The sequence below is a fragment of the Massilia oculi genome, assembly GCF_003143515.1.
Lineage (GTDB): Bacteria > Pseudomonadota > Gammaproteobacteria > Burkholderiales > Burkholderiaceae_D > Telluria > Telluria oculi.
Genome location: NZ_CP029343.1, coordinates 437,434 through 457,485, shown reverse-complemented (window position 1 = coordinate 457,485; position 20,052 = coordinate 437,434). Strand labels below are relative to the sequence as shown.

Here is a 20,052-nt window from a genome sequence, read left to right as displayed (position 1 = left end):
GCTTGACAAGAACCCGGCATGATCCTAGAGTGATATCACTTTGATGTTACTTACCTGCGGGGAGTCCACCATGAATGCAGCACACACGCGCCGGGAGTCGGCGTTTTCGTCGGCAAATGGCTACCTGGCGGCCAGCGCCGGGGTTCTCCTGCTGCTGGCTTCGTTCTATCTGATCCAGAGAATGGCCTTATCGTCCGACGGCCTGTCGTTCCTGCTCGGCGCCGTGGCGCTCGGACTGGCCGGCCTGTTGTGCCTGGGCGGCCTCTATATGCTGCAGCCGAACGAGAGCGCGATCCTGACCCTGTTCGGCAAGTACATCGGCACCGACCGCAGCGAAGGCCTGCGCTGGGCGTTCCCGTTCTACGTGAAGCGGCGCCTGTCGCTGCGCGCCCGTAACTTCAATGCACCGACGCTCAAGGTCAACGACAAGCGCGGCAATCCGGTCGAGATCAGCGCGGCGGTGGTCTGGCGCGTGCGCGACACCGCCCAGGCCGTGTTCGAGGTGGACGACTTCGAGCGCTATGTGTCGATCCAGGCCGAAGCGGCGCTGCGTTATCTGGCGTCGCAGTATGCCTACGACGAAGGCGAAGACCTTGCCCCTGGCGAGACCACACTGCGCGCCGGCATGGATGTGGTGGCCGATACGCTCAAGGGCGACCTGCAGGCGCGCTTCGAGGCGGCCGGCGTCGAGGTGCTCGACGCCAAGCTGACCCACCTGGCCTATGCCGCCGAGATCGCCCAGGTCATGCTGCGCCGCCAGCAGGCCGAGGCGATCATCAGCGCCCGGGCTAAAATCGTGCATGGCGCCGTGAGCATGGTGGAGACGGCGCTGAAGGGCCTGTCCGAGCGCGGCATCGTCGAACTCGACGACGAGCGCAAGGCGGCGATGGTCAGCAATCTGCTGGTCGTGCTGTGCTCGGACAAGGAAACCCAGCCGATCGTGAATACCGGCACCCTGTACAACTAGCAGCGAAGAGCATGGCAAGTCCCGGCAAGAAAGCGTTCCCGTTGCGGATCGATCCGGCCCTGTGGGAGGAATTGCAGCGCCTCGCGGCGCGCGATCTGCGCAGCGTGAACGCCCAGATCGAGTTCCTGTTGCGCGAGAGCCTGGCGCGCCGCGGCGTAAAACTCAAGGACGCAAGAGGCGGGAACGATGGAGCGCAAGATGAAACGTAATTCGAACGGTGGCCTGGTGTATTCCACCGAGAGCGGGCGCATGTGCCCCGAATGCCGGCAGCCGCTGGCCGCCTGCGCCTGCGCCTGTTCGGCCAGGGCGCCTGCCGTCGGTGACGGCGTCGTGCGCGTGTCGCGCCAGTCGAAGGGGCGGGGCGGCAAGACGGTCACCCTCGTCAAGGGTGTCGCGCTCGATCCGGCCGCGCTGGCGTTGCTGGGCAAGCAGTTGCGCACCGCCTGCGGCTCCGGCGGCACCGTCAAGGATGGCGTGATCGAAGTACAGGGCGATCACTGTGATGCGGTGATGGATGCGTTGACGAAACTGGGTCACGGGCCCAGGCGGGCCGGTGGCTGAACGCCCCGGCGGCGGCCAGACTCGCCGCCATGTGCTAAAGTGACATCATTGCCAGGCTGTGAACGCGGCCAGGACGGCGCCGGCCTCGCAGGTGGACGAGGCGGCGCGCATTCTCCCGGTCTAAGCGACCCAAATAATAAACCCCGGGTGTCCCATGAATCTGTTCGAACATTTGGCTATCCTGGCGCTGCTGGTGCTGGCGGCCGGCTTCCTGTCGCTGACCGAAATCGCGCTGGCGGGCGCACGAAAAATCAAGCTGAAACTGCTGGCCGAGGCGGGCGACGAGCGCGCGCGGAAGGTCATCACGCTGCAGGCCCAGTCGGCCGACTTCTTCGCCGCCTCGCAACTGGGCCTGAACGCCATCGCCATCCTCGGCGGTATCCTGGGCGAGGGCGCCCTGCGGCCGTTCTTCCTCGAGTGGCTGTCGCTGTTCTACAGCGGCCCGGGTCGCGAGAACGTGGCCTTTGCCCTTTCCTTCGTGTTCGTCACGACCCTGTTCGTGCTGTTCTCGGACCTGATGCCCAAGCGCCTCGCGATGATCGCGCCCGAAGCCACGGCAATGGCCGTGATCCGCCCTGTGCTGTTCGTGATCCGCCTCTTCAAGCCCTTCTCGTGGGCGCTGAACAAGATCGCCAATATGCTGTTCCGCCTGTTCGGGGTCGACATGACGCGCGAAGACCGCATCACCTTCGACGAGATCTCGGCCGTGGTGGAGGCCGGCGCGCAGGCCGGCGTCTTGCAGAAGCAGGAGCAGCACTTCATCGAGAACGTGTTCGAGCTCGAGTCGCGCACGGTCACGTCGACCATGACGACCCGCGAGAACGTGGTGTTCTTCGACCTGAGCGAGCCCGAGGAAAGCATCCGCCAGAAGATCGCCAACCATTCGCTGTCGAAGTTCCCGGTGTGCGATGGCGTGATCGACCGCGTGGTGGGCTATGTCGACACGCGCGACATCCTGGTGCGCCTGCTGAGCAAGCAGGGCAGGTTCCAGCTGAGCGAACTGACCATCCGCACGGTGCTGATCATCCCGGATTCCCTGACCCTGTCCGAGATGCTCGATCGCTTCCGTTCGAGCAAGGAAACCTTCGCGATCGTGATCAACGAATACGCCTTCGTGGTCGGCGTGATCACGCTGAGCGACATCATGGTCACCGTCATGGGCCGCTGGGGCAGTCCGCTCGAAGCCGACCAGCAGACCTTGCAGCGCGACGACGGCTCGTGGCTGATCGATGGCAGCACGCCGGTGGCCGACATGAAGCGGGTGCTCGACCTGCCGTCGCTGCCGGAGGAAGAGCGCTACGAGACGGCGGCCGGCTTCATGATGTACATGCTGCGCAAGGTGCCCAAGCCGACCGACAGCGTCGAGCATGAGGGCATGCGCTTCGAGGTGGTCGACGTCGACCACTACCGGATCGACCAGTTGCTGGTCAAGCGCCTGGAGCGCGCCGACGCATCCGCCCTGTCGGTGAGCTCGCTGACCGACTAGCCCGCGGCGCGGCGCAACGGCTGAGCCGTGCGTCAATATATCCCGCACTTTGGTAGCCTGTGGTGGTCCGGCTCTCACGCAGATGCGAGCCGCCACCAATCTACAGGAGCCCCATTCATGTCTGTCCGCAACCTGCTTTCCTCGATCCTGATCGGCGCCGTCGCCAGCGCGCGCTCGATGACCCCGATGGCCACCATCGCCACCGCGCGCCTGGCCGGCCGCGGCACCTCCGGCGAACTGTTCCTGCTCGACCGTCCGACCTTCAAGTACGGCGCGCTGGCGATGGGCGTCGGCGAACTTCTTGGCGACAAGATGAAAAGCGCGCCCGACCGCACGGTCTTTCTGGGCCTGCTGGCGCGCGTGATGAGCGCGGGGATCGCCGGCGCGGCGCTGGCGCCGAAGGGCAGGGAGAAGGCGGGCGCCGCGGCCGCGGTGGCCACCGCCGTGCCGCTGGCCTACCTGACCCTGGCCGGGCGCAAGCAGGCGATGGCGCGTATCGGCCAGACCAAGAGCGGCTTGATCGAAGATGCGCTGATCGTGGCTGCCGGCGCCGCGATCGTGGCGATGGCCACGAAGCCGCAGCGCGGCTATTGATCGCTAGAGGCGGCCGAGGCGCGACAACGCCAGTTGCAGCGTCTCGTCCTTCTTCGCGAAGCAGAAACGCACCACCCGCGATTCCTTCGGCTGGCCGTAGAAGGCCGATACCGGAATCGCCGCCACCTTGATCTCGGTGGTGAGCCAGTGCGCGAAATCCGCCTCCGACTGGTCGGAGATGGCGTCATAGCGCACGCACTGGAAATACGTCCCGTCCGACGGCAACAGGGTGAAGCGCGAGCCGGCCAGGCCGGCGCGGAACAGGTCGCGCTTGGCCTGGTAGAAGGCGGGCAGGTCGCGCCATGGCGCCGGGTCTTCCAGGTAGGCCGCGATCGCATGCTGCATCGGCGCCGTCACGCAGAACACATTGTATTGGTGGACCTTGCGGAACTCCGTCATCAGGGCCGCCGGCGCCGCCACATGGCCGATCTTCCAGCCGGTGACGTGGAAGGCCTTGCCGAAGCTCGACACCACAAAGGCGCGTTCGGCCAGCCTTGGGTCGCGCGATACCGATGCGTGCGGCTCGCCGTCGTACACCATGTGCTCGTAGACCTCGTCGGACAGCACCAGGATCGGCGTGCCGTCGACGATCGCCGCCAGCGCATCGAGGTCGGCCTGGCGCAGGATGGTCCCGGTCGGGTTGTGCGGCGTGTTCACCACGATCATGCGCGTGCGCGGGGTGACCGCGGCGGCCACCTGGTCCCATGGCACGCCGAATCCGGCCTCGTCGAAGCGCATCGCCACCGGCACCACCACCCCGCCGGCAAGCGCGATCGCCGGCGCATAGCAATCGTAGGCCGGCTCGATGACGATCACTTCGTCGCCCGGATGCACGACGGCCAGGATCGCCGTGTGGATCGCCTGGCTGGCGCCGACGGTGACGGTGATCTCGGTATTGGCGTCGTAGCGGTGGCCATAGGTCGCTTCGATCTTGGCGGCGATCGCCTGGCGCAGCACCGGCATGCCGGTCATGGGCGCGTACTGGTTATGGCCGGCGCGCATCGCCTCGGCCACCAGGTCGACCAGCTTCGGGTCGCAGGCGAAGTCGGGGAAGCCCTGGCCGAGGTTGACGGCGTCATGCTCGAGCGCCAGCTGCGACATCCGGGTGAACACGGTGGTGCCCACTTGGGGCAGGCGGGAAACCAGCGAAGTGGCCAGGGAAGGAAGGCTCATGGGCGTAGGCGGATCGTAAGGATGAGGTTGGACTTATTCTAGCGTGCCTTCGGCCCTGGCCTTGAGCCATGCTTCCGGCAGCATGATGCGGAACAGGCCGGCCTGCGCCGTCTTGCGGCCCAGCTTGAGCAAGGCCTTGTCCTTGCTGATCAGGACCGAGGCGCCGGCGTCGCGCGCCAGTTCCATGAATTTCTGGTCGTCGCGGTCGGTGCAGACCGGCAGGCGGATCGGTTTCGTGTCCGGCGCGACCAAGCGCAGCAGGGCGTCGAAGCGGGCCGCGGCCTGTTCACGGCCGGCTTCGTCCAGTGGCAGGTGCGGGTAGCGCAGCACCGCGAGGTATTCGTCGCGGCATTCGGCGCGCGTGATCGCATCGACCTGCTTGGCCTCGATGGCGGCGAGCAGCTCGGCCCAGCGCGGGTCGTGGAACACGAACAGGTCGAGCAAGACATTGGTGTCGATGACGATGGGTTGGGCTGGAACGGTTATCATGTAGCTTGTTTATTTGCGGAAAATTTTTGTTCGTTCATGCTGATTGTCCTGTCCCCCGCCAAGTCGCTCGATCTCGAATCGCCCCTGACCACCAAGCAACATACCACGCCCGACTTCATCCCGCAGGCCGCGGAACTGATCGACGTGCTGCGCGACTACTCGCCGGCCCGGATCAGCGAGCTGATGGACCTGTCGGATGCGCTGTCGGTACTCAATGTCGGCCGCTATGCCCACTGGCAGCCCGACCATGCCGAAGCGCGTCCGGCGGTCATGTCCTTCAACGGTGACGTCTATACCGGACTCGATGCGCCGAGCCTGGACGCGAAAGGGCTGAAATACGCGCAGCGATACGTGCGCATCCTGTCGGGCCTGTACGGCCTGCTGCGTCCGCTGGACCGGATGCATCCCTACCGCCTCGAGATGGGCACCAGGCTGGCGAACGCACGTGGCAAGGATTTATATGCGTTCTGGGGCGATACCATCACCCAGGCGCTGAACCGTCAGCTGGCCGAGACCAGATCGACGGCGCTGGTCAACCTGGCCTCGACCGAGTACTTCAAGTCGGTCAAGCCGAAGCTGCTCGATGCGCCAGTGATCGAGCCGGTGTTCCAGGACTGGAAGAACGGCCAGTACAAGATCATCTCGTTCTTCGCCAAGCGCGCCCGCGGCATGATGGCGCGCTATGCGGCCGATCGCGGCATCACGGATCCGGAGCTGCTCAAGGAGTTCGACGTCGACGGCTATGCCTACGAGCCGGGCGCTTCGAAGGAGCGCGCCTGGGTGTTCCGCCGACGTATCGAAGCCTGAGCCGGAAGGACCGCCGGCGCCAGGCGGCGCCGGCGCGAGGGCCTTATTCGACCGCGTCCTTCGGCGACGGCTTCGGTCCGCTCTTGGCCCAGAACTTCCACCACGGCGCATCACCGCGCGCGTTCGGGTTGAGGAAGTAGCTGTTCGGGTAGTTGAGCAGGAACACGCGCTGGGTGTCGTCGCGCAGCAGCGGCATGCCCAGCTTGTCGTAGCTGCGGATCATGATGAACAGCGCTTCTTCGCGCGCCGGTGCGTCGCTGTAGTTGGCGACCGCGTCCTGGGCGCGATTGAGCGCCGCCAGGTAGGCGCCACGACGGTAGTAGTAATTGGCGACGTGCACTTCGTACTGCGCCATCGCGTTGATCAGGTAGCTCATGCGCTCGATCGAGTCAGGCGCATATTTGCTGTTCGGGAACTTGTCGACCAGGGCCTTGAAGGCGGCGAAGGCTTCGCGGGTCGCGCGCGGATCGCGCTCGGTCGGGTCCTGTTCGTAGACGAAGCTGAAGAAACCGAGCTGGTCGTTGAAGTTGATCAGGCCGCGCAGGTAATACATATAGTCGACTTGCGCGTGGTTCGGGTGCAGCTTGATGAAGCGCTCGACGGCGGCCAGCGCCTCGGCCTGGTCCTGCGCCTTGTAGTGGGCGTAGGCGATCTCCATCTGCGCCTGCGTTGCATAGACGCCAAACGGGAAGTTGGTTTCGAGCCGTTGGAACAGCGGAATTGCGGCTTCATAGTGCCCGCCGGCCATCTCTTCGCGCGCCTCAGCGTATAATTTCTCCGCCGACCAGTTTTTGGATTCGTCGGCAGGCTTCGGCAGAACACTGCATGCCGAGAGGCCGACGAGGGCGCAAGTTGCGACCAACACAGACAATTTTTTTTGCATAGCTTTTTGCAGAGAAGTTTTACCTAGATTCAACGAACGGCTGATTATAGCCGATGGGACTGACGTGATATTAACTCCTGCGCCGGATTCGGCGGATTTACCTATTGACCCTGACTTTGACGATGAACTGGAGGCCGGGTTCGCCCCCGCGCCCGGCATCGACCTGTCGCCGATCACGCTCGCGCTGCAAGAGGAACACTGCGGCCAGCGCCTCGACAAGGTGGTGGCCGGCCTCGTGCCCCAGTTCTCGCGCAGCCGCCTGCAGCAATGGTTCGAAAGCGGCCACATCACGGTTGACGGCAAACCGGCGCGCGGCAAGGACACCGCCTATGGCGACGAGACGATCGTCGTCGAGCCGCAGGCCGCACCCGAGGACACGGCGTTCGCGCCGGAGCCGATGGAACTGAACATCGTCCACGAAGACGACGACATCATCGTCATCAACAAGCCGGCTGGCCTGGTCGTGCATCCCGGCTCGGGCAACTGGAGCGGCACGCTCCTTAACGGCCTGCTGCACCACTGCCCGCAACTGGTGGGCGTGCCGCGCGCCGGCATCGTGCACCGCCTGGACAAGGACACCAGCGGCCTGATGGTGGTCGGCAAGACCCTGGCCGCCCAGACCGACCTGGTGCGCCAGTTGCAGGCGCGCACCGTCAAGCGCGAATACTTCGCGCTGGTATGGGGCACGCCGCGCGCCTCCGGCACCATCGACAGCCCGATGGGCCGCGACGCCAGGGACCGGGTCAAGATGGCGGTCTCGAACAGTCCGTTCGCCAAGCCGGCGATCACCCATTACGAGCGCGTCGTCACCGGCGAACTCGATCGCCGCCCGGTGTCGCTGGTGCGCTGCCGCCTGGAGACCGGCCGCACCCACCAGATCCGCGTCCACATGCAGTCGCTGGGCTTCGCGCTGGTGGGCGACGCCGTCTATGGCAAGCGCCACCTGACGCCGGTCTTCCACCGCCAGGCGCTGCAGGCGCGCCGCCTCGGCCTGGTGCATCCGGGTACCGGCGAACAATGCGAATGGACGGTGCCGCTGGCCGACGACTTCGCCGCGTTGATCGCCCAGGCGGGCATCGAGGAGCCGCAGGACGGGGACTTCGGCAGCGCGATCGACGACGAGGATGACGACGACGGCGTCGTCACCTACCGCGTATGACGGGTAAAGCGCTTGCCGGCGCCGACCTGGTCTGGCCGGACTGGCCCGACCTGCCGGCCTCGCTCGGCGCTTTGGCCACCAGCCGCGATGGCGGCGTCAGCGCCGCGCCCTATGACGACGGCAAGGGCGGCGGTGGGCTGAACCTGGGCCTGCACGTGAACGACGATCCTGTGGCGGTGCGCGCCAACCGCGAACGCCTGCAGGCCTGGCTGCCGGGCCGTCCGGCCTGGATCGCCCAGGTGCATGGCGCCGACGTGGTCGACGCCGCGGCGGTGGGGCCGGATCGGCCGGTTTGTACCGGTGACGCCAGCCTGGCGACCGCGCCGGGCGTCGTGTGCGCGATTCTCACCGCTGACTGCCTGCCGGTGCTGTTCGCCGACCTCGACGGCAAGGTGGTGGGCGCGGCCCACGCCGGCTGGCGTGGCCTGGCGGGTGGGGTGCTGGGCGCGACCGTGAAGGCCATGCGCGCGGCCGGCGCCGGCGAGATCACCGCCTGGATGGGGCCGGCCATCGGTCCCGACGCCTTCGAGGTGGGGCAGGACGTGGTGGATGCCTTCGTGGCCGCCATCGAAGGCGATGCCGCACGAGCCTGCTTCCGCGACTATCCTGGCCGTCCGGGTAAATACCTGGCCGATATGTTCACCCTGGCGCGCCTGATGCTGGCGCGTGACGGCGTCGAACGCGTCCATGGCGGCGGCCTGTGCACGGCCAGCGCACCCGAGCGCTTTTATTCCTACCGCCGCGATGGCGTCACCGGCCGCCAGGCTAGCTTGATCTGGATCAAGTGACAAATCGGCATCCTGGCCGATACTGCTCAGTCGCCGTCGCCGTCCCCATGGGGCGGCTCGGTGGCGTTCCCAGCCGCATCCTTGTTTCCAGGTTGGTCTCGGTGCTGCGTTGCCATCTGGCGGCGCTGCCGACGCCGCTTTGCGCCAGTGAGATAGAAAAGAATGGATAATGGCACTGCGCAATAAAAAACGAAGGTCATGATCCCGCCGACCACGGTCGGTTCGGTCGCCGCCATGAGTACGACAACATATATCCACGCAATGGCGACGATCCACATGATCTTTTGTTTCCTGGTTGAAGAGACGAGATTCTAACAACGGATGCCTACATGAACATGCCTGACCCGCAAGCTTTTGCCGCAACCTGGTTGTCCCAGTTTACTGATCCCAAGGTCTGGGATGGCTGGATGAAGATGGCGCCCATGGGCCAATTGTCGCCGCCGCCCACATCCGCCAATCCGCTGGCCGGCTTCCTGAAAGATATCGGCGCCGGCATCGATCCGGGCAAGCTGGAGTCGATCCGCGACGACTACCTCAAGAAGGGCGCCCAGCTCTGGCAAGATTTTGTATCGGGCAAGACGCCCGAGCTGCATGACAGGCGCTTCTCGGCCTCGGAATGGACGGCGCACCCGCTGTCGGCATTCTCGGCCGCCTCTTACCTGTTGAATTCCGAATTCATGCTGGCCCTGGCCGATGCGGTCGAGGCGGGCCCACGCGAGCGCCAGAAGATCCGCTTCGCCGTGCAGCAAATGGTCGACGCCATGTCGCCCGCCAATTTCTTCGCGACGAATCCGGAAGCGCAGAAGAAGATGATCGACACCAGGGGCGAGAGTCTCACCAAGGGCATGGCGAATATGCTGGCCGACCTGCAGAGGGGCCGCATCTCGCAGTCGGACGAATCCGCCTTCGAGGTCGGCCGCAACGTCGGCAATACGCCGGGCCAGGTGGTGTTCGAGAACGAGTTGTTCCAGCTGATCCAGTACACGCCGACCACGCCGACCGTGCACAGCGTGCCGCTGCTGATGATCCCTCCGTGCATCAACAAGTTCTACATTCTCGACCTGCAGCCCGAGAATTCGCTGGTGCGCTATGCGGTGGAGCAGGGCAATACCGTGTTCATGGTGTCCTGGCGTAACCCTGACCGCAGCCAGGCGCACCTGCGCTGGGACGATTACGTGGAAACGGGCGCGATCCGCGCGCTGGAGGTGGTGGGCGAGATCACCGGGCAAGAAAAGACCCACGTGTTCGGCTTCTGCGTCGGCGGCACGATCGCCGCCACCGCGCTGGCGGTGCTGGCCGCGCGTGGCCGCCAGCCGGCGGCCAGCCTGACGCTGCTGACGACCCTGCTCGATTTTTCCGATACCGGCGTGCTGGAAGTATTCGTCGACGAAGCCCAGGTGGCCCTGCGCGAGCAGACCCTGGGCGGCGGCGGCCTGATGCCGGGGCGCGACCTGGCGACGACGTTCTCGGCCCTGCGTCCAAACGACCTGGTATGGAACTATGTCCAGCAAAACTATTTGAAGGGCAAGGAGCCACCGGCCTTCGACCTGCTGTACTGGAATGCCGACAGCACCAACTTGCCGGGGCCGATGTTCTGCTGGTACCTGCGCAATACCTATCTGGAAAACAAGCTGAAGCATCCGGGCGCGCTGACGGTGTGCGGCGTGCCGGTCGACCTCGGCAAGATCGACGCGCCGGTGTTCGTGTACGGCTCGAAGGAAGACCATATCGTGCCATGGCAGGCGGCCTATGCCTCGATGGGACTGCTCAACCCCGGCAACGCGAAGGCGAACCGTTTCGTGCTGGGCGCGTCGGGCCACATCGCCGGCGTCATCAATCCGGCGGCGAAGAACAAGCGCAGTTACTGGGTCAACGACAAGGGCGGCAAAGGCGCGGGCAAACTGCGGCCGAAGGACGCCGCCGCCTGGTCCGCTGGCGCGGTGGAGCACAAGGGAAGCTGGTGGCCTGAATGGGCAAAATTCCTGGCGCAACATGGCGGCGCCGATGTGCCGGCGCCCGCGGCGCCCGGCAATGCCCAGTACACGGCGCTGGAACCGGCGCCGGGACGCTACGTCAAGGCGCGGGCCGATTGACCGCGGGGCGGATAAGTTGACAGAAAAGCTAAGACAGTGATTAAACTGGTAATTGCTGCACCTGCGTCAATTGCATGGTATGGTGTCTGCTGTCCGTCTACTGCCGACCTGGTGGCGGATGGGCAGGGGACGAACCGGCCATGCCGGCGCACACAATTCTAAGTACGAGGCTCACGAAGCCGCGGCGCAACCAATGGAACGAGAGATGAGCAGTGTGAAGAAAAGTACGGAACGCCTGATCAAGAAATACCCGAACCGTCGCCTGTACGACACGCAGACCAGTTCATACATTACGCTGTCCGACGTCAAACAGCTCGTGCTCGACGCCGACGAATTCACCGTGGTCGATGCCAAGAGTAACGAAGACCTGACCCGCAGCATCCTGCTGCAGATCATCCTGGAAGAAGAAGCCAACGGCGTCCCGATGTTCTCGAGCTCGGTCCTGGCCCAGATCATCCGCTACTACGGCCATGCGATGCAGGGCATGATGGGTTCCTACCTGGAAAAGAACGTGCAAGCCTTCACCGACATCCAGAACAAGTTCACCAGCAACGCCGCCGGCGCCCTCGAAGGCAAGCCGTTCAGCCCCGAAATGTGGACCCAGTTCATGAACGTCCAGGGTCCGATGATGCAGGGCATGATGAACAACTACATCGACCAGAGCAAGAACCTGTTCCTGCAGATGCAGGAGCAGATGCAGAACCAGAGCAAGGCGATGTTCGGCGCCTTCCCGTTCCCGGGCATGCCGACCAATCCGACCGACAAGAAATAAGGCAGTCGCACAGCGCTGCAACACACCGGCCCGGCGTCCCCACCGGGTCCCCGGGTTCAGGTACAATCGCGGATTGCCCAAATCATTTGTCGTCCGCCCATGCCTGAACTCCGTCGTAATCCTTCTGCCAACTCCAGCAGCAGCATCGCCGCCGCCGCGAAAGCCCCGGCCATCGTCATCCCGACGCCAGCCGCGGGCGTGACCGCGCCGAAGGTCGGCTTCGTCTCGCTCGGCTGCCCGAAGGCGCTGGTCGATTCGGAACAGATCCTGACCCAGCTGCGCGCCGAAGGCTACCAGACCGCCAAGTCCTATGACGGCGCCGACCTGGTGATCGTCAACACCTGCGGCTTCATCGACGCCGCGGTGCAGGAGTCGCTCGACGCGATCGGCGAGGCGCTGGCCGAGAACGGCAAGGTGATCGTCACCGGCTGCCTGGGCGCCAAGAAGGATGCCGCGGGCGACGACATCATCACCAAGGTGCACCCGAAGGTGCTGGCCGTGACCGGCCCGCACGCCGTGACCGAGGTGATGGAATCGGTGCACCTGCACCTGCCGAAGCCGCACGACCCCTTCATCGACCTGGTGCCGGACCACGGCGTCAAGCTCACGCCCAAGCACTACGCCTACCTGAAGATTTCCGAGGGCTGCAACCACCGCTGCAGCTTCTGCATCATCCCGTCGATGCGCGGCGACCTGGTGTCGCGCCGCATCGACGAAGTCCTGCTCGAGGCCGAGAACCTGTTCAAGGCCGGCGTCAAGGAACTGCTGGTGATCTCGCAGGATACGTCCGCCTACGGCGTCGACGTCAAGTTCCGCACCGGCTTCTGGAACGGCCGCCCGATCAAGACCCACATGACCCAGCTGGTCGAGGCCCTTGGCCAGCTGGCGCGCCAGCACGATGCATGGGTGCGCCTGCACTACGTCTATCCTTACCCGCACGTCGACCAGGCGATCCCGTTCATGGGCGACGGCCACGTGCTGCCTTACCTCGACATCCCGATGCAGCACGCGCACCCGGATGTGCTGAAGCGCATGAAGCGCCCCGCCAGCGGCGAGAAGAACCTCGAGCGCATCCTCAACTGGCGCAAGATGAACCCGGACCTGACGATCCGCTCGACGTTCATCGCCGGCTTCCCGGGCGAGACCGAGGCCGAGTTCGAATACCTGCTGGACTTTTTGAAGGAAGCGCAGATCGACCGCCTGGGCTGCTTCGCCTATTCGCCGGTAGAGGGCGCGACCGCGAACGAGCTGGCCAATCCGGTGCCGGAAGAAGTGCGCGAAGAACGCCGCGCGCGCGTGATGCTGCTGCAAGAGGACATCTCGGCCAAGCGCCTGCAGGCCAAGGTCGGCAAGACCCTGCGCGTGCTGGTCGACGAAGTCGGCCCGCGCGAAGCGATCGGCCGCTCGGCCGCCGATGCGCCGGAAATCGACGGCGTGGTCCACATCAAGCGTCCGCTGGTGCCGGGCAAGCAGAAGCTGGCGGTCGGGCAGTTCGCCGACGTGGTCATCACCAAGGCAGACGCCCACGACCTGTGGGCCAATCCGGTCTGAAGCATTTCCACTCACCCCCGGCGCGCGAGTCCCATGAACGAGAAGTCGATCCAGACCACCCTGATCCATAGCGACTACGTCGCGCCGAGCGGCTTCGATGCCTTCCCGCCGGGCATCCACCGCGCGTCGACAGTGCTGTTCCCGAACACGGCGGCGATGCGCTCGACCGAGTGGCGCGACAAGCAGGCCTATACCTACGGCCTGCACGGCACGCCGACCACCTTCACCCTCGAGGGCAAGCTGGCCGAGATCGAAGGCGGCAAGCATTGCCTGCTGACCCCTTCCGGCCTGTCCGCGATCGCAATGGTCGATTTCGCCTTGCTCAAGAGCGGCGACGACGTCCTGCTGCCGGATAATGTGTACAACCCGAACCGCGAGCTGGGTCGCTGGCTGACCCAGGACTTCGGCGTGTCGGCGCGTTACTACGATCCGATGATCGGCGCCGGCATCGCGGAGCTGATCCAGCCGAATACCAGGCTGCTGTGGACCGAGGCGCCGGGATCGGTGTCGATGGAAGTCCCGGACCTGCCGGCCCTGTGCCAGGCGGCCCGTGCGCGCGGCGTGATCGTCGCGCTCGATAACACCTGGGCGGCCGGGCTGGCGCTGCGCGGCTTCGATCACGGCGTCGACATCGTCATGCATGCGCTGACCAAGTACCAGTCGGGCGGGGCGGACCTGCTGATGGGCGCCGTGATCACGCGCGATCGTGGACTGAACGACCGCATCGCCCAGGCCCATATGCGGCTGGGCATGGGCGTGAGCCCGGCCGATGCCTACCTGGTGCAGCGCGGCCTGCCGACGATGAAGCTGCGCTTCGAGCGCCACGACGCGAGCGCGCGGACGCTGGCCGCCTGGTTCAAGGCGCGGCCTGAGGTCAGCAAGGTGCTGCATCCGGCGTTCGAGGATTGCCCCGGCCACGCATTCTGGAAACGGGATTTCACGGGCGCCGGCGGCCTGTTCTCGATCGTGTTCGATCCGCGGTATGACGAGGCCCAGGTCGACCGCATGGTCGATGCCTTGCGCCTGTTCGGCATCGGCTACAGCTGGGGTGGACCGAACAGCCTGGTGATGCCGTACCGGATCAAGAGCCTGCGCGACAAGTGGACCGAGCCGGGCGTGCTGGTGCGCTTCAACGTCGGCCTGGAAGACCCGGCCGATCTGATCGCCGATCTGGAACGGGCCTTCGGCCAGCTTTGAATGAAAATGGGGCCATGTCGGCCCCATTCGTTTTTATACCGGCATCGCCCGGTTGCTGTTCAGGTCGAGGAAACCGCGCACCAGGCGGTAGGCTTTCCACACCCAGACCACGAACCACAGCAGGTAGGCGACCGGAATGCCGATGACGGTGATGAACAGCACGCCGCCGACAGCCATCCAGGCCACATACCACCAGAACGACCGGATCATCCAGGTGTGATGGCTGTGGACCATCGTGCCCACGGTTTCCGGGCGCTTGACGTAGTTGATGATCACCGGGACGATCGACAGGATCCCGAGCGAAAAGAAGAAGGTCAGCGCGTGGATGACGTACAGGATGCGCGCCCAGTGCTTGTTGTCCTCGACACCGCGTTCCAAAACCAGTTCTTGCGACATAGTGGCTCCTCATGAGAGACGGGATGGACCCGCTTGTTGTCATTGTAGCAGCGCCGGCCGCAAAGTACCGGATCATGCCGGCCGGAATGATGAAGGACTCAGCCTACATGCTGCCGGACCCACGCCATCAGCCGCCCCGCATCCATGGCGCCCGACTGGCGCGCGATCTCGCGTCCGCCCTTGAACAGCGCGAGGGTCGGAATGCTGCGGATCGCGAAGCGTCCGGACAGATCCTGCGAACGCTCGGTATCCACCTTCAACAGGCGCACCTGCGGCTCCAGGCGCTGGGCGGCCTGTGCATAGGCCGGCGCCATCATCTTGCACGGGCCGCACCATTCGGCCCAGAAGTCGACCAGCACCGGGATATCGTTGCGGCCCACGTGGCGCTCGAAACGGGCGCTGTCGACGTCCAGCGGGCGGCCGGTGAAAATGGCTTGCGAGCATTTGCCGCAAGTAGGGGCGTCCTGCAGGCGGGCCAGGGGCATGCGGTTGACCGCATCGCAATGCGGGCAGACGACGTGGAGCGGGTCGCTCATGGTGTTCTCCTTCTGTTGATGCGATGACGGTATTGTAAGCGGCGCCGCGCAATCGGCGTCGCCGGCCCAGCGATGCGCCGCGCCCGGCCCGACGTCCATAGAATGATGGAAACAACACGATCACGATAGTCCGATGCCTCAATCCGAATCGAACGGGCGCCCCCTCGTCGGCTGCGCCGGCTGGAGCCTGCCAACCGCTTGCGCCGACGCTTTTCCCGCCGAGGGCAGCCACCTGGAACGCTATGCCGCCGTCTTTCCCACGGTGGAAATCAATTCCTCGTTCTACAAGCCGCACAAGCCGGAAACCTATGCCCGCTGGGCCGCCAGCGTGCCGGACGATTTTCGCTTCGCGGTCAAGGTGCCGCGCGCCATCACGCACGAGGCGCGCCTGCTCGGGGTCGACGAGCAGCTCGACCGCTTCCAGCGCGAGGCCGGCATGCTGGGTCACAAGCTCGGTTGCCTGCTGGTGCAGCTGCCGCCACGTTTCGGCTTCACCGATGCGCCGGCGCAGGCCTTCTTCGACGGCGTGCGCGCCCGCTTCGGCTGCAGCATCGCCTTCGAGGCGCGCCACGCCAGCTGGTTCTCCGAACCGGCCACGGCATTGCTGCGCGAATGCGGCGTGATCCGCGTGATCGCCGATCCGGCCGCCGGCCAGCCGGGCCCGCACGAGCCCACCAGCGACAGCGAGGTCTACGTGCGCCTGCATGGCGCGCCGCGCATCTATTATTCGCGCTATCCGCAGGAAGAGATCGCCCGCTGGCGCGCCGAATTCGATGCGCTGGTCGCGCAGGGACGCAAGGTCTGGTGCATCTTCGATAATACGGCCGAAGGGGCGTCCGTCCCGAATGCCTTGGAATTGATGCACGGACAGGTTATGCAAGCAATCTAGGACTTTGCGATACTGCTGGCATCATGGTGACCGCGACATTTCGTTTTTATCAGGAACTCGGCGACTTCTTGCCGCGCGAGCGGCGCGGCCGCACTTTCGCCACCGAGTGTGCGCACCGGTCGACCACCAAGCACATGATCGAGGCGCTCGGCGTGCCGCATACCGAGGTGGAGATGGTGCTGGTCAATGGGGAAGAGAGCGGTTTCGACCGGGCGCTGGAAGAAGGCGACCACATCGCCGTGTACGCCCGCTTCGAACTGCTGGAGGTCGGCACGCACGGCGGCCAGGGCCGGAGCGGCTGCGTGAGCGGCTGCGTGAGCGGCCCCGCGGGCGCATGCGCTTCGTCGCCGACTCGCACCTGGGCGGCCTGGCGCGCCTGCTGCGCATGGCCGGCTACGATACGCTGTACGACAACCATTACCATGACGACGATGTCGAGGACCTGGCAGCAGATGACGACCGCATCGTCCTGACGCGCGATCGCGAGCTGCTCAAGCGGCGCGCGATCGTGCATGGCTGCTACATCCACGCCCTCGATCCGCCGCAGCAGTTGCGCGAGTTGTTCGAGCGGCTCGAGCTGGCCGGCGGCGCGCGTCCGTTCTCGCTATGCCTGCACTGCAATGTGCCGCTGCGCGCGGTCGACAAGGCCGGCGTGCTCGATCGCCTGCCGGAATCGGTGCGCGCGCTGCACGACAGCTTTACCACTTGCGACAACTGCCTGCGGGTCTACTGGAAGGGCTCGCACTACAAGCGCATGGCGGCGTTGCTGGCGGCGGTGGGGCAGCGCACCGAAGGCCCCTTGGACGACTTTGCCGATGTAGAATCGTCCGAGGGACCCGACTTCCACCCGTGAGCGTGACTACCTCTGCCGCAACACCATCCCATTCTCCGGCGCCTGTCGCCGGCATGCCCCTGCGGGTCGAGTGCCCGCCGGGCGCCTGCGTGTGCGCGCGCGAACAGGTACTGGCCGACCCGGCGGCCGACCGGCGGCCCCTCCTGATCGACCGTCAGCAGGAACAGAAGCTGATCGAGCGCATCGCGCGCGTCGACAGCTATGCCGACCTGCAGCACGTGCAGAACCTGATCCGCAAGAACGTCGGCAGCGAGCTGCGCATCGCGCCCGGCCCCAACGAGGTGCGCACCGTGCGCGGCATCGTGATCGTGCTCGAGGAGCGTCCCGGGCTGTGCAGGAAGCTGCGCCAGTCGGTGCCGGCGGCGGTGCGCCGGCGCCTGGCCGAGCGGCCCGAGATCGCCTGGGCGATCCTCGATGCCAACGACCTGTTCGGCGCGAGCTGACTCGACAATGGCGGCCGTGCGGGGGGCCGCTGTACGCGAATCGTCCGGCTCTTATACAATCGATGACAGAGCGGCATCGGCCGCCCGTGAACCACCGCGCGCGGCTTTTTGCCTTGCGCGCAGCATCCTGGAGAATCCCATGTCGGGCTATAGCATCAATATCGAAGAAAAAACGCTTGCAGGAAACAACTTCCGCGAGGTGCTGTACACCACCAAGCGCAGCCAGCTGGTCATCATGACCCTGCAGCCGGGTGAAGAGATCGGCCTCGAGCACCACGATGGCCACGACCAGTTCATCCGCGTCGAAGCGGGCGAGGGCGTGGCGCTGCTGGACGGCGAAGAACACAAGCTGGAAGACGGCGTCGCCGTCGTGATCCCGGCCGGCACCGAGCACAACGTCATCAATACCTCGAAGACCGAGCCGATGCGCCTGTACACGCTGTACACCCCGCCCGAGCATCCGGACGGCGTCATTCACGCCACCAAGGCCGAGGCGGACGAGTACGAGCGCCAGCACGGCCACTGATCCTCAGTGAGCGGCGGTCGACCGGGGGCGCGGCGCGTCGCTCCCGGCGGCCGCCGGCGTGGTCACGACAGGCTCAGGTCCAGGCGCAGCCTGGTGACAATGAAGTAGGTGAGCAGTCCCAGGGCCAGCAGCGACAGCACAAAGATGGCGGCCACCTTGCCCGCCGCGCGCAGCACCGCGCGCCTTTCCTCGATCTTCCCTTTCCTCCCCTGGTCGTAATGCCATTTGATGGCGAAGAACATGCCCGTGCCCAGCACGAGTCCCTTGAATATGACGAAGACGACAGGGATCCATTCCATGATTTCGAGTATTTCCGGCTATGACTTGATGCAATCTTGAGGAGCGCAACCTCGGGGCGTTGTACAGGCATGGGGTAGGGTGCCAGCGCATTGAGGCATACTACTTGAAAGCAATCTCCATACATCGAGACAAAATGTCCCAGTTGAAATCCATACAAGATGACCAGGCGCCAGGCTGGTTGCCGCGCCTGGCCACGCATGGCGGCCCCGGTTCTTGCAGATTGCCGATGCCCTGCAGGCGGCGCTGGTGGACGGATCGCTGAAACCGGGCGACCGTCTACCGCCGCAGCGCCTGTTGGCGGCCCGGCTGGACGTCGACCTGACGACGGTCACGCGCGCCTATGATGAAGCCAGGCGCCGCAACCTGCTGGAAGGCCGTGGCGCCAGGGGCACGTATGTCGCGGCGCCGAAAGTCGAACTGAACCCGATCCTCGACCTGAGCATGAACACGCCGCCGCCGCCGGATGGGGTGGACTTCGACGACATGATGAAGCAAGGCTTGTCGCAAGTCCTGATGAGGGCGGACAGTGAATTGCTGATGACTTACCACCTGGGCGGGGCAGCGACGCCGACCGCAAGGCCGGCGCCAGATGGCTCGGGCCGATGTTTGGACATCCGGATCCCGGCCGGCTCATTGTCTGTCCGGGTGCGCAAGCGGCGATCGCCGCATCGATCCTCGCGCTGACGGCGCCCGGCGACGTCGTCCTGGCGGAGCCGATCACGTACCCCGGCTTGCGTACGGCAGCGACCCAATTCGGCCGGCGCATCGTCGCGGTTGAAGCGGACCATCACGGGATGGCGCCCGGGATGTTCGAGGCAGCGTGCCGCCGGCACAAGCCCAGGCTGGTCTACCTCAATCCCACATTGCAGAACCCGACCGCCATCACCATGCCGGAAAGCCGGCGCAAGGAACTCGCCAGCATCGCGCAGCGCTGCGATGTACGCATCGTCGAGGACGATCCTTACTGGCTGCTTGCCGATGCCCCGCCACCGCCCATTGCCACGTTTGCCCCGGAACAGGTGATCTACATCTCGACCCTGTCGAAATGCCTGACGCCCGGCTTGCGCGTCGCCTTCGTGCTCGTGCGCGATCCAGGGGAACGCGAACGTTTCCTCGCCGCGCTCAGATCGTTCGCGCTGATGGTCGGTCCCTTGAGCGCCGCGCTGGCAACCCAGTGGATCCTCGATGGTTCGGCTGACCGGTTGATGGAAGGCGTGCGCAAGGAGGCGCGACTGCGCCACCGGATGGCGCGGGATATCCTGGCGGGGCGCTATGGCGGGTTTGGTGACGGCCTGCATGTATGGCTCGAGCTGCCGGCGTACTGGACCCCGTCGCAGCTTGCGCGGGCAGCCGACAGCGAGGGCATCGCCGTCACGCCGGCGGAGGCATTCGCGACCGGCAGCGACGCCGTGAACGCCATCCGCATCTCGCTCGGCAGCATCAGGGACCGTGGACGCTTGCAGGCGGGTCTTCAACGGCTGTCCCATCTGCTTGCGCGGCGGCCGGGGTCGTTCAGCGCTGCGGTGGTCTGACTGCCCGGCAAAAGCCGCTCGATCGGGCGAGGGCCAGACACGACAAAGCCGGCATCG

General features: G+C 65.4%; 24 protein-coding genes and 1 pseudogene. 18 read left to right on the top strand and 7 right to left on the bottom strand.

Annotation, left to right across the window (positions count from 1 at the left end; translation table 11 throughout):
* Positions 1-70 precede the first annotated feature (70 nt).
* The 5 genes from DIR46_RS02005 to DIR46_RS01985 all read left to right on the top strand — a co-directional run bounded on the left by DIR46_RS02005 (position 71) and on the right by DIR46_RS01985 (position 3,608).
* Positions 71-967, top strand: a complete 897-nt coding sequence (locus tag DIR46_RS02005) for an SPFH domain-containing protein (RefSeq protein WP_109343749.1) — start codon at positions 71-73, stop codon at positions 965-967.
* An 11-nt stretch (positions 968-978) separates the two neighbouring features.
* Complete coding sequence (locus DIR46_RS02000; RefSeq protein WP_109343748.1) at positions 979-1,176, top strand: type II toxin-antitoxin system antitoxin; 198 nt, start codon at positions 979-981, stop codon at positions 1,174-1,176.
* A complete protein-coding gene (locus DIR46_RS01995; RefSeq protein ID WP_109343747.1) occupies positions 1,166-1,528 on the top strand; it encodes a translation initiation factor Sui1 in 363 nt (120 codons plus the stop codon). The genes DIR46_RS02000 and DIR46_RS01995 overlap by 11 nt, the downstream gene beginning before the upstream one ends.
* Before the next feature lie 154 nt (positions 1,529-1,682).
* Positions 1,683-3,014: a polyamine export protein PaeA gene (gene paeA / locus DIR46_RS01990; protein WP_109343746.1), complete on the top strand. Its 1,332-nt coding sequence runs from the start codon at positions 1,683-1,685 to the stop codon at positions 3,012-3,014.
* 117 nt (positions 3,015-3,131) lie between these two features.
* The gene (locus DIR46_RS01985) at positions 3,132-3,608 is read left to right on the top strand and encodes a hypothetical protein (protein ID WP_109343745.1); all 477 of its coding nucleotides are present in this window, start codon (positions 3,132-3,134) and stop codon (positions 3,606-3,608) included.
* Between the two features lie 3 nt (positions 3,609-3,611).
* Here DIR46_RS01985 and DIR46_RS01980 read toward each other — a convergent pair whose 3' ends face one another.
* Both DIR46_RS01980 and DIR46_RS01975 read right to left on the bottom strand, forming a co-directional pair.
* Positions 3,612-4,781 carry a pyridoxal phosphate-dependent aminotransferase gene (locus DIR46_RS01980; RefSeq protein WP_109343744.1) on the bottom strand — a complete coding sequence of 390 codons (1,170 nt, stop codon included), beginning with the start codon at positions 4,779-4,781 and terminating at the stop codon, positions 3,612-3,614.
* 33 nt (positions 4,782-4,814) lie between these two features.
* Positions 4,815-5,270, bottom strand: a complete 456-nt coding sequence (locus tag DIR46_RS01975; RefSeq protein ID WP_109343743.1) for a putative toxin-antitoxin system toxin component, PIN family — start codon at positions 5,268-5,270, stop codon at positions 4,815-4,817.
* A 36-nt stretch (positions 5,271-5,306) separates the two neighbouring features.
* Here DIR46_RS01975 and yaaA point away from each other — a divergent pair, with 36 nt between their 5' ends.
* On the top strand, positions 5,307-6,077 hold the full coding sequence (gene yaaA / locus DIR46_RS01970; protein ID WP_109343742.1) for a peroxide stress protein YaaA: 771 nt from the start codon (positions 5,307-5,309) through the stop codon (positions 6,075-6,077).
* A gap of 43 nt (positions 6,078-6,120) precedes the next feature.
* Here yaaA and DIR46_RS01965 read toward each other — a convergent pair whose 3' ends face one another.
* Complete coding sequence (locus tag DIR46_RS01965) at positions 6,121-6,960, bottom strand: outer membrane protein assembly factor BamD (RefSeq protein ID WP_109343741.1); 840 nt, start codon at positions 6,958-6,960, stop codon at positions 6,121-6,123.
* A 64-nt stretch (positions 6,961-7,024) separates the two neighbouring features.
* On the opposite strand from DIR46_RS01965, the gene DIR46_RS01960 reads away from it, so the two are divergent.
* Both DIR46_RS01960 and pgeF read left to right on the top strand, forming a co-directional pair.
* Complete coding sequence (locus DIR46_RS01960) at positions 7,025-8,119, top strand: RluA family pseudouridine synthase (RefSeq protein WP_109343740.1); 1,095 nt, start codon at positions 7,025-7,027, stop codon at positions 8,117-8,119.
* On the top strand, positions 8,116-8,907 hold the full coding sequence (gene pgeF, locus DIR46_RS01955) for a peptidoglycan editing factor PgeF (protein ID WP_109343739.1): 792 nt from the start codon (positions 8,116-8,118) through the stop codon (positions 8,905-8,907). The genes DIR46_RS01960 and pgeF overlap by 4 nt, the downstream gene beginning before the upstream one ends.
* A 26-nt stretch (positions 8,908-8,933) precedes the next feature.
* Here pgeF and DIR46_RS01950 read toward each other — a convergent pair whose 3' ends face one another.
* Positions 8,934-9,185 (bottom strand): hypothetical protein, encoded by a 252-nt coding sequence (locus DIR46_RS01950; RefSeq protein ID WP_109343738.1) that lies wholly within the window; start codon positions 9,183-9,185, stop codon positions 8,934-8,936.
* Between the two features lie 51 nt (positions 9,186-9,236).
* Between DIR46_RS01950 and phaC the strand changes: the two genes are divergently transcribed.
* From phaC to DIR46_RS01930, 4 genes are all read left to right on the top strand, one after another.
* Positions 9,237-11,000 carry a class I poly(R)-hydroxyalkanoic acid synthase gene (gene phaC / locus DIR46_RS01945; RefSeq protein WP_109343737.1) on the top strand — a complete coding sequence of 588 codons (1,764 nt, stop codon included), beginning with the start codon at positions 9,237-9,239 and terminating at the stop codon, positions 10,998-11,000.
* Positions 11,001-11,205: 205 nt separating this feature from the next.
* Positions 11,206-11,772, top strand: coding sequence for a polyhydroxyalkanoate synthesis repressor PhaR (phaR, locus tag DIR46_RS01940; protein WP_005670179.1), 567 nt, complete (start codon positions 11,206-11,208; stop codon positions 11,770-11,772).
* A 99-nt stretch (positions 11,773-11,871) separates the two neighbouring features.
* Positions 11,872-13,323, top strand: coding sequence for a 30S ribosomal protein S12 methylthiotransferase RimO (rimO, locus tag DIR46_RS01935; protein ID WP_229446459.1), 1,452 nt, complete (start codon positions 11,872-11,874; stop codon positions 13,321-13,323).
* Positions 13,324-13,356: 33 nt separating this feature from the next.
* Positions 13,357-14,520, top strand: a complete 1,164-nt coding sequence (locus DIR46_RS01930; protein ID WP_109343736.1) for a cystathionine beta-lyase — start codon at positions 13,357-13,359, stop codon at positions 14,518-14,520.
* Between the two features lie 33 nt (positions 14,521-14,553).
* Here DIR46_RS01930 and DIR46_RS01925 read toward each other — a convergent pair whose 3' ends face one another.
* Both DIR46_RS01925 and trxC read right to left on the bottom strand, forming a co-directional pair.
* The gene (locus tag DIR46_RS01925; protein ID WP_109343735.1) at positions 14,554-14,916 is read right to left on the bottom strand and encodes a DUF4870 family protein; all 363 of its coding nucleotides are present in this window, start codon (positions 14,914-14,916) and stop codon (positions 14,554-14,556) included.
* Between the two features lie 98 nt (positions 14,917-15,014).
* On the bottom strand, positions 15,015-15,452 hold the full coding sequence (gene trxC / locus DIR46_RS01920) for a thioredoxin TrxC (protein ID WP_109343734.1): 438 nt from the start codon (positions 15,450-15,452) through the stop codon (positions 15,015-15,017).
* Between the two features lie 133 nt (positions 15,453-15,585).
* On the opposite strand from trxC, the gene DIR46_RS01915 reads away from it, so the two are divergent.
* The 5 genes from DIR46_RS01915 (at position 15,586) to DIR46_RS01900 (ending at position 18,163) form a co-directional block, all read left to right on the top strand.
* On the top strand, positions 15,586-16,341 hold the full coding sequence (locus DIR46_RS01915; RefSeq protein WP_109343733.1) for a DUF72 domain-containing protein: 756 nt from the start codon (positions 15,586-15,588) through the stop codon (positions 16,339-16,341).
* A 23-nt stretch (positions 16,342-16,364) separates the two neighbouring features.
* Positions 16,365-16,814 carry a ubiquitin family protein gene (locus tag DIR46_RS27855; RefSeq protein WP_370659954.1) on the top strand — a complete coding sequence of 150 codons (450 nt, stop codon included), beginning with the start codon at positions 16,365-16,367 and terminating at the stop codon, positions 16,812-16,814.
* Positions 16,727-17,194: a Mut7-C RNAse domain-containing protein gene (locus tag DIR46_RS27850; RefSeq protein ID WP_370659983.1), complete on the top strand. Its 468-nt coding sequence runs from the start codon at positions 16,727-16,729 to the stop codon at positions 17,192-17,194. The genes DIR46_RS27855 and DIR46_RS27850 overlap by 88 nt, the downstream gene beginning before the upstream one ends.
* 53 nt (positions 17,195-17,247) lie before the next feature.
* A complete protein-coding gene (locus DIR46_RS01905) occupies positions 17,248-17,637 on the top strand; it encodes a hypothetical protein (RefSeq protein ID WP_109343732.1) in 390 nt (129 codons plus the stop codon).
* Between the two features lie 139 nt (positions 17,638-17,776).
* A complete protein-coding gene (locus tag DIR46_RS01900; protein WP_109343731.1) occupies positions 17,777-18,163 on the top strand; it encodes a cupin domain-containing protein in 387 nt (128 codons plus the stop codon).
* 62 nt (positions 18,164-18,225) lie between these two features.
* Here the strand turns inward: DIR46_RS01900 and DIR46_RS01895 are convergent, their stop codons facing one another.
* Complete coding sequence (locus DIR46_RS01895; protein ID WP_109343730.1) at positions 18,226-18,462, bottom strand: hypothetical protein; 237 nt, start codon at positions 18,460-18,462, stop codon at positions 18,226-18,228.
* A gap of 134 nt (positions 18,463-18,596) precedes the next feature.
* Here DIR46_RS01895 and DIR46_RS01890 point away from each other — a divergent pair.
* A pseudogene (locus tag DIR46_RS01890) lies at positions 18,597-19,995 on the top strand (aminotransferase-like domain-containing protein).
* Positions 19,996-20,052: the final 57 nt, after the last annotated feature.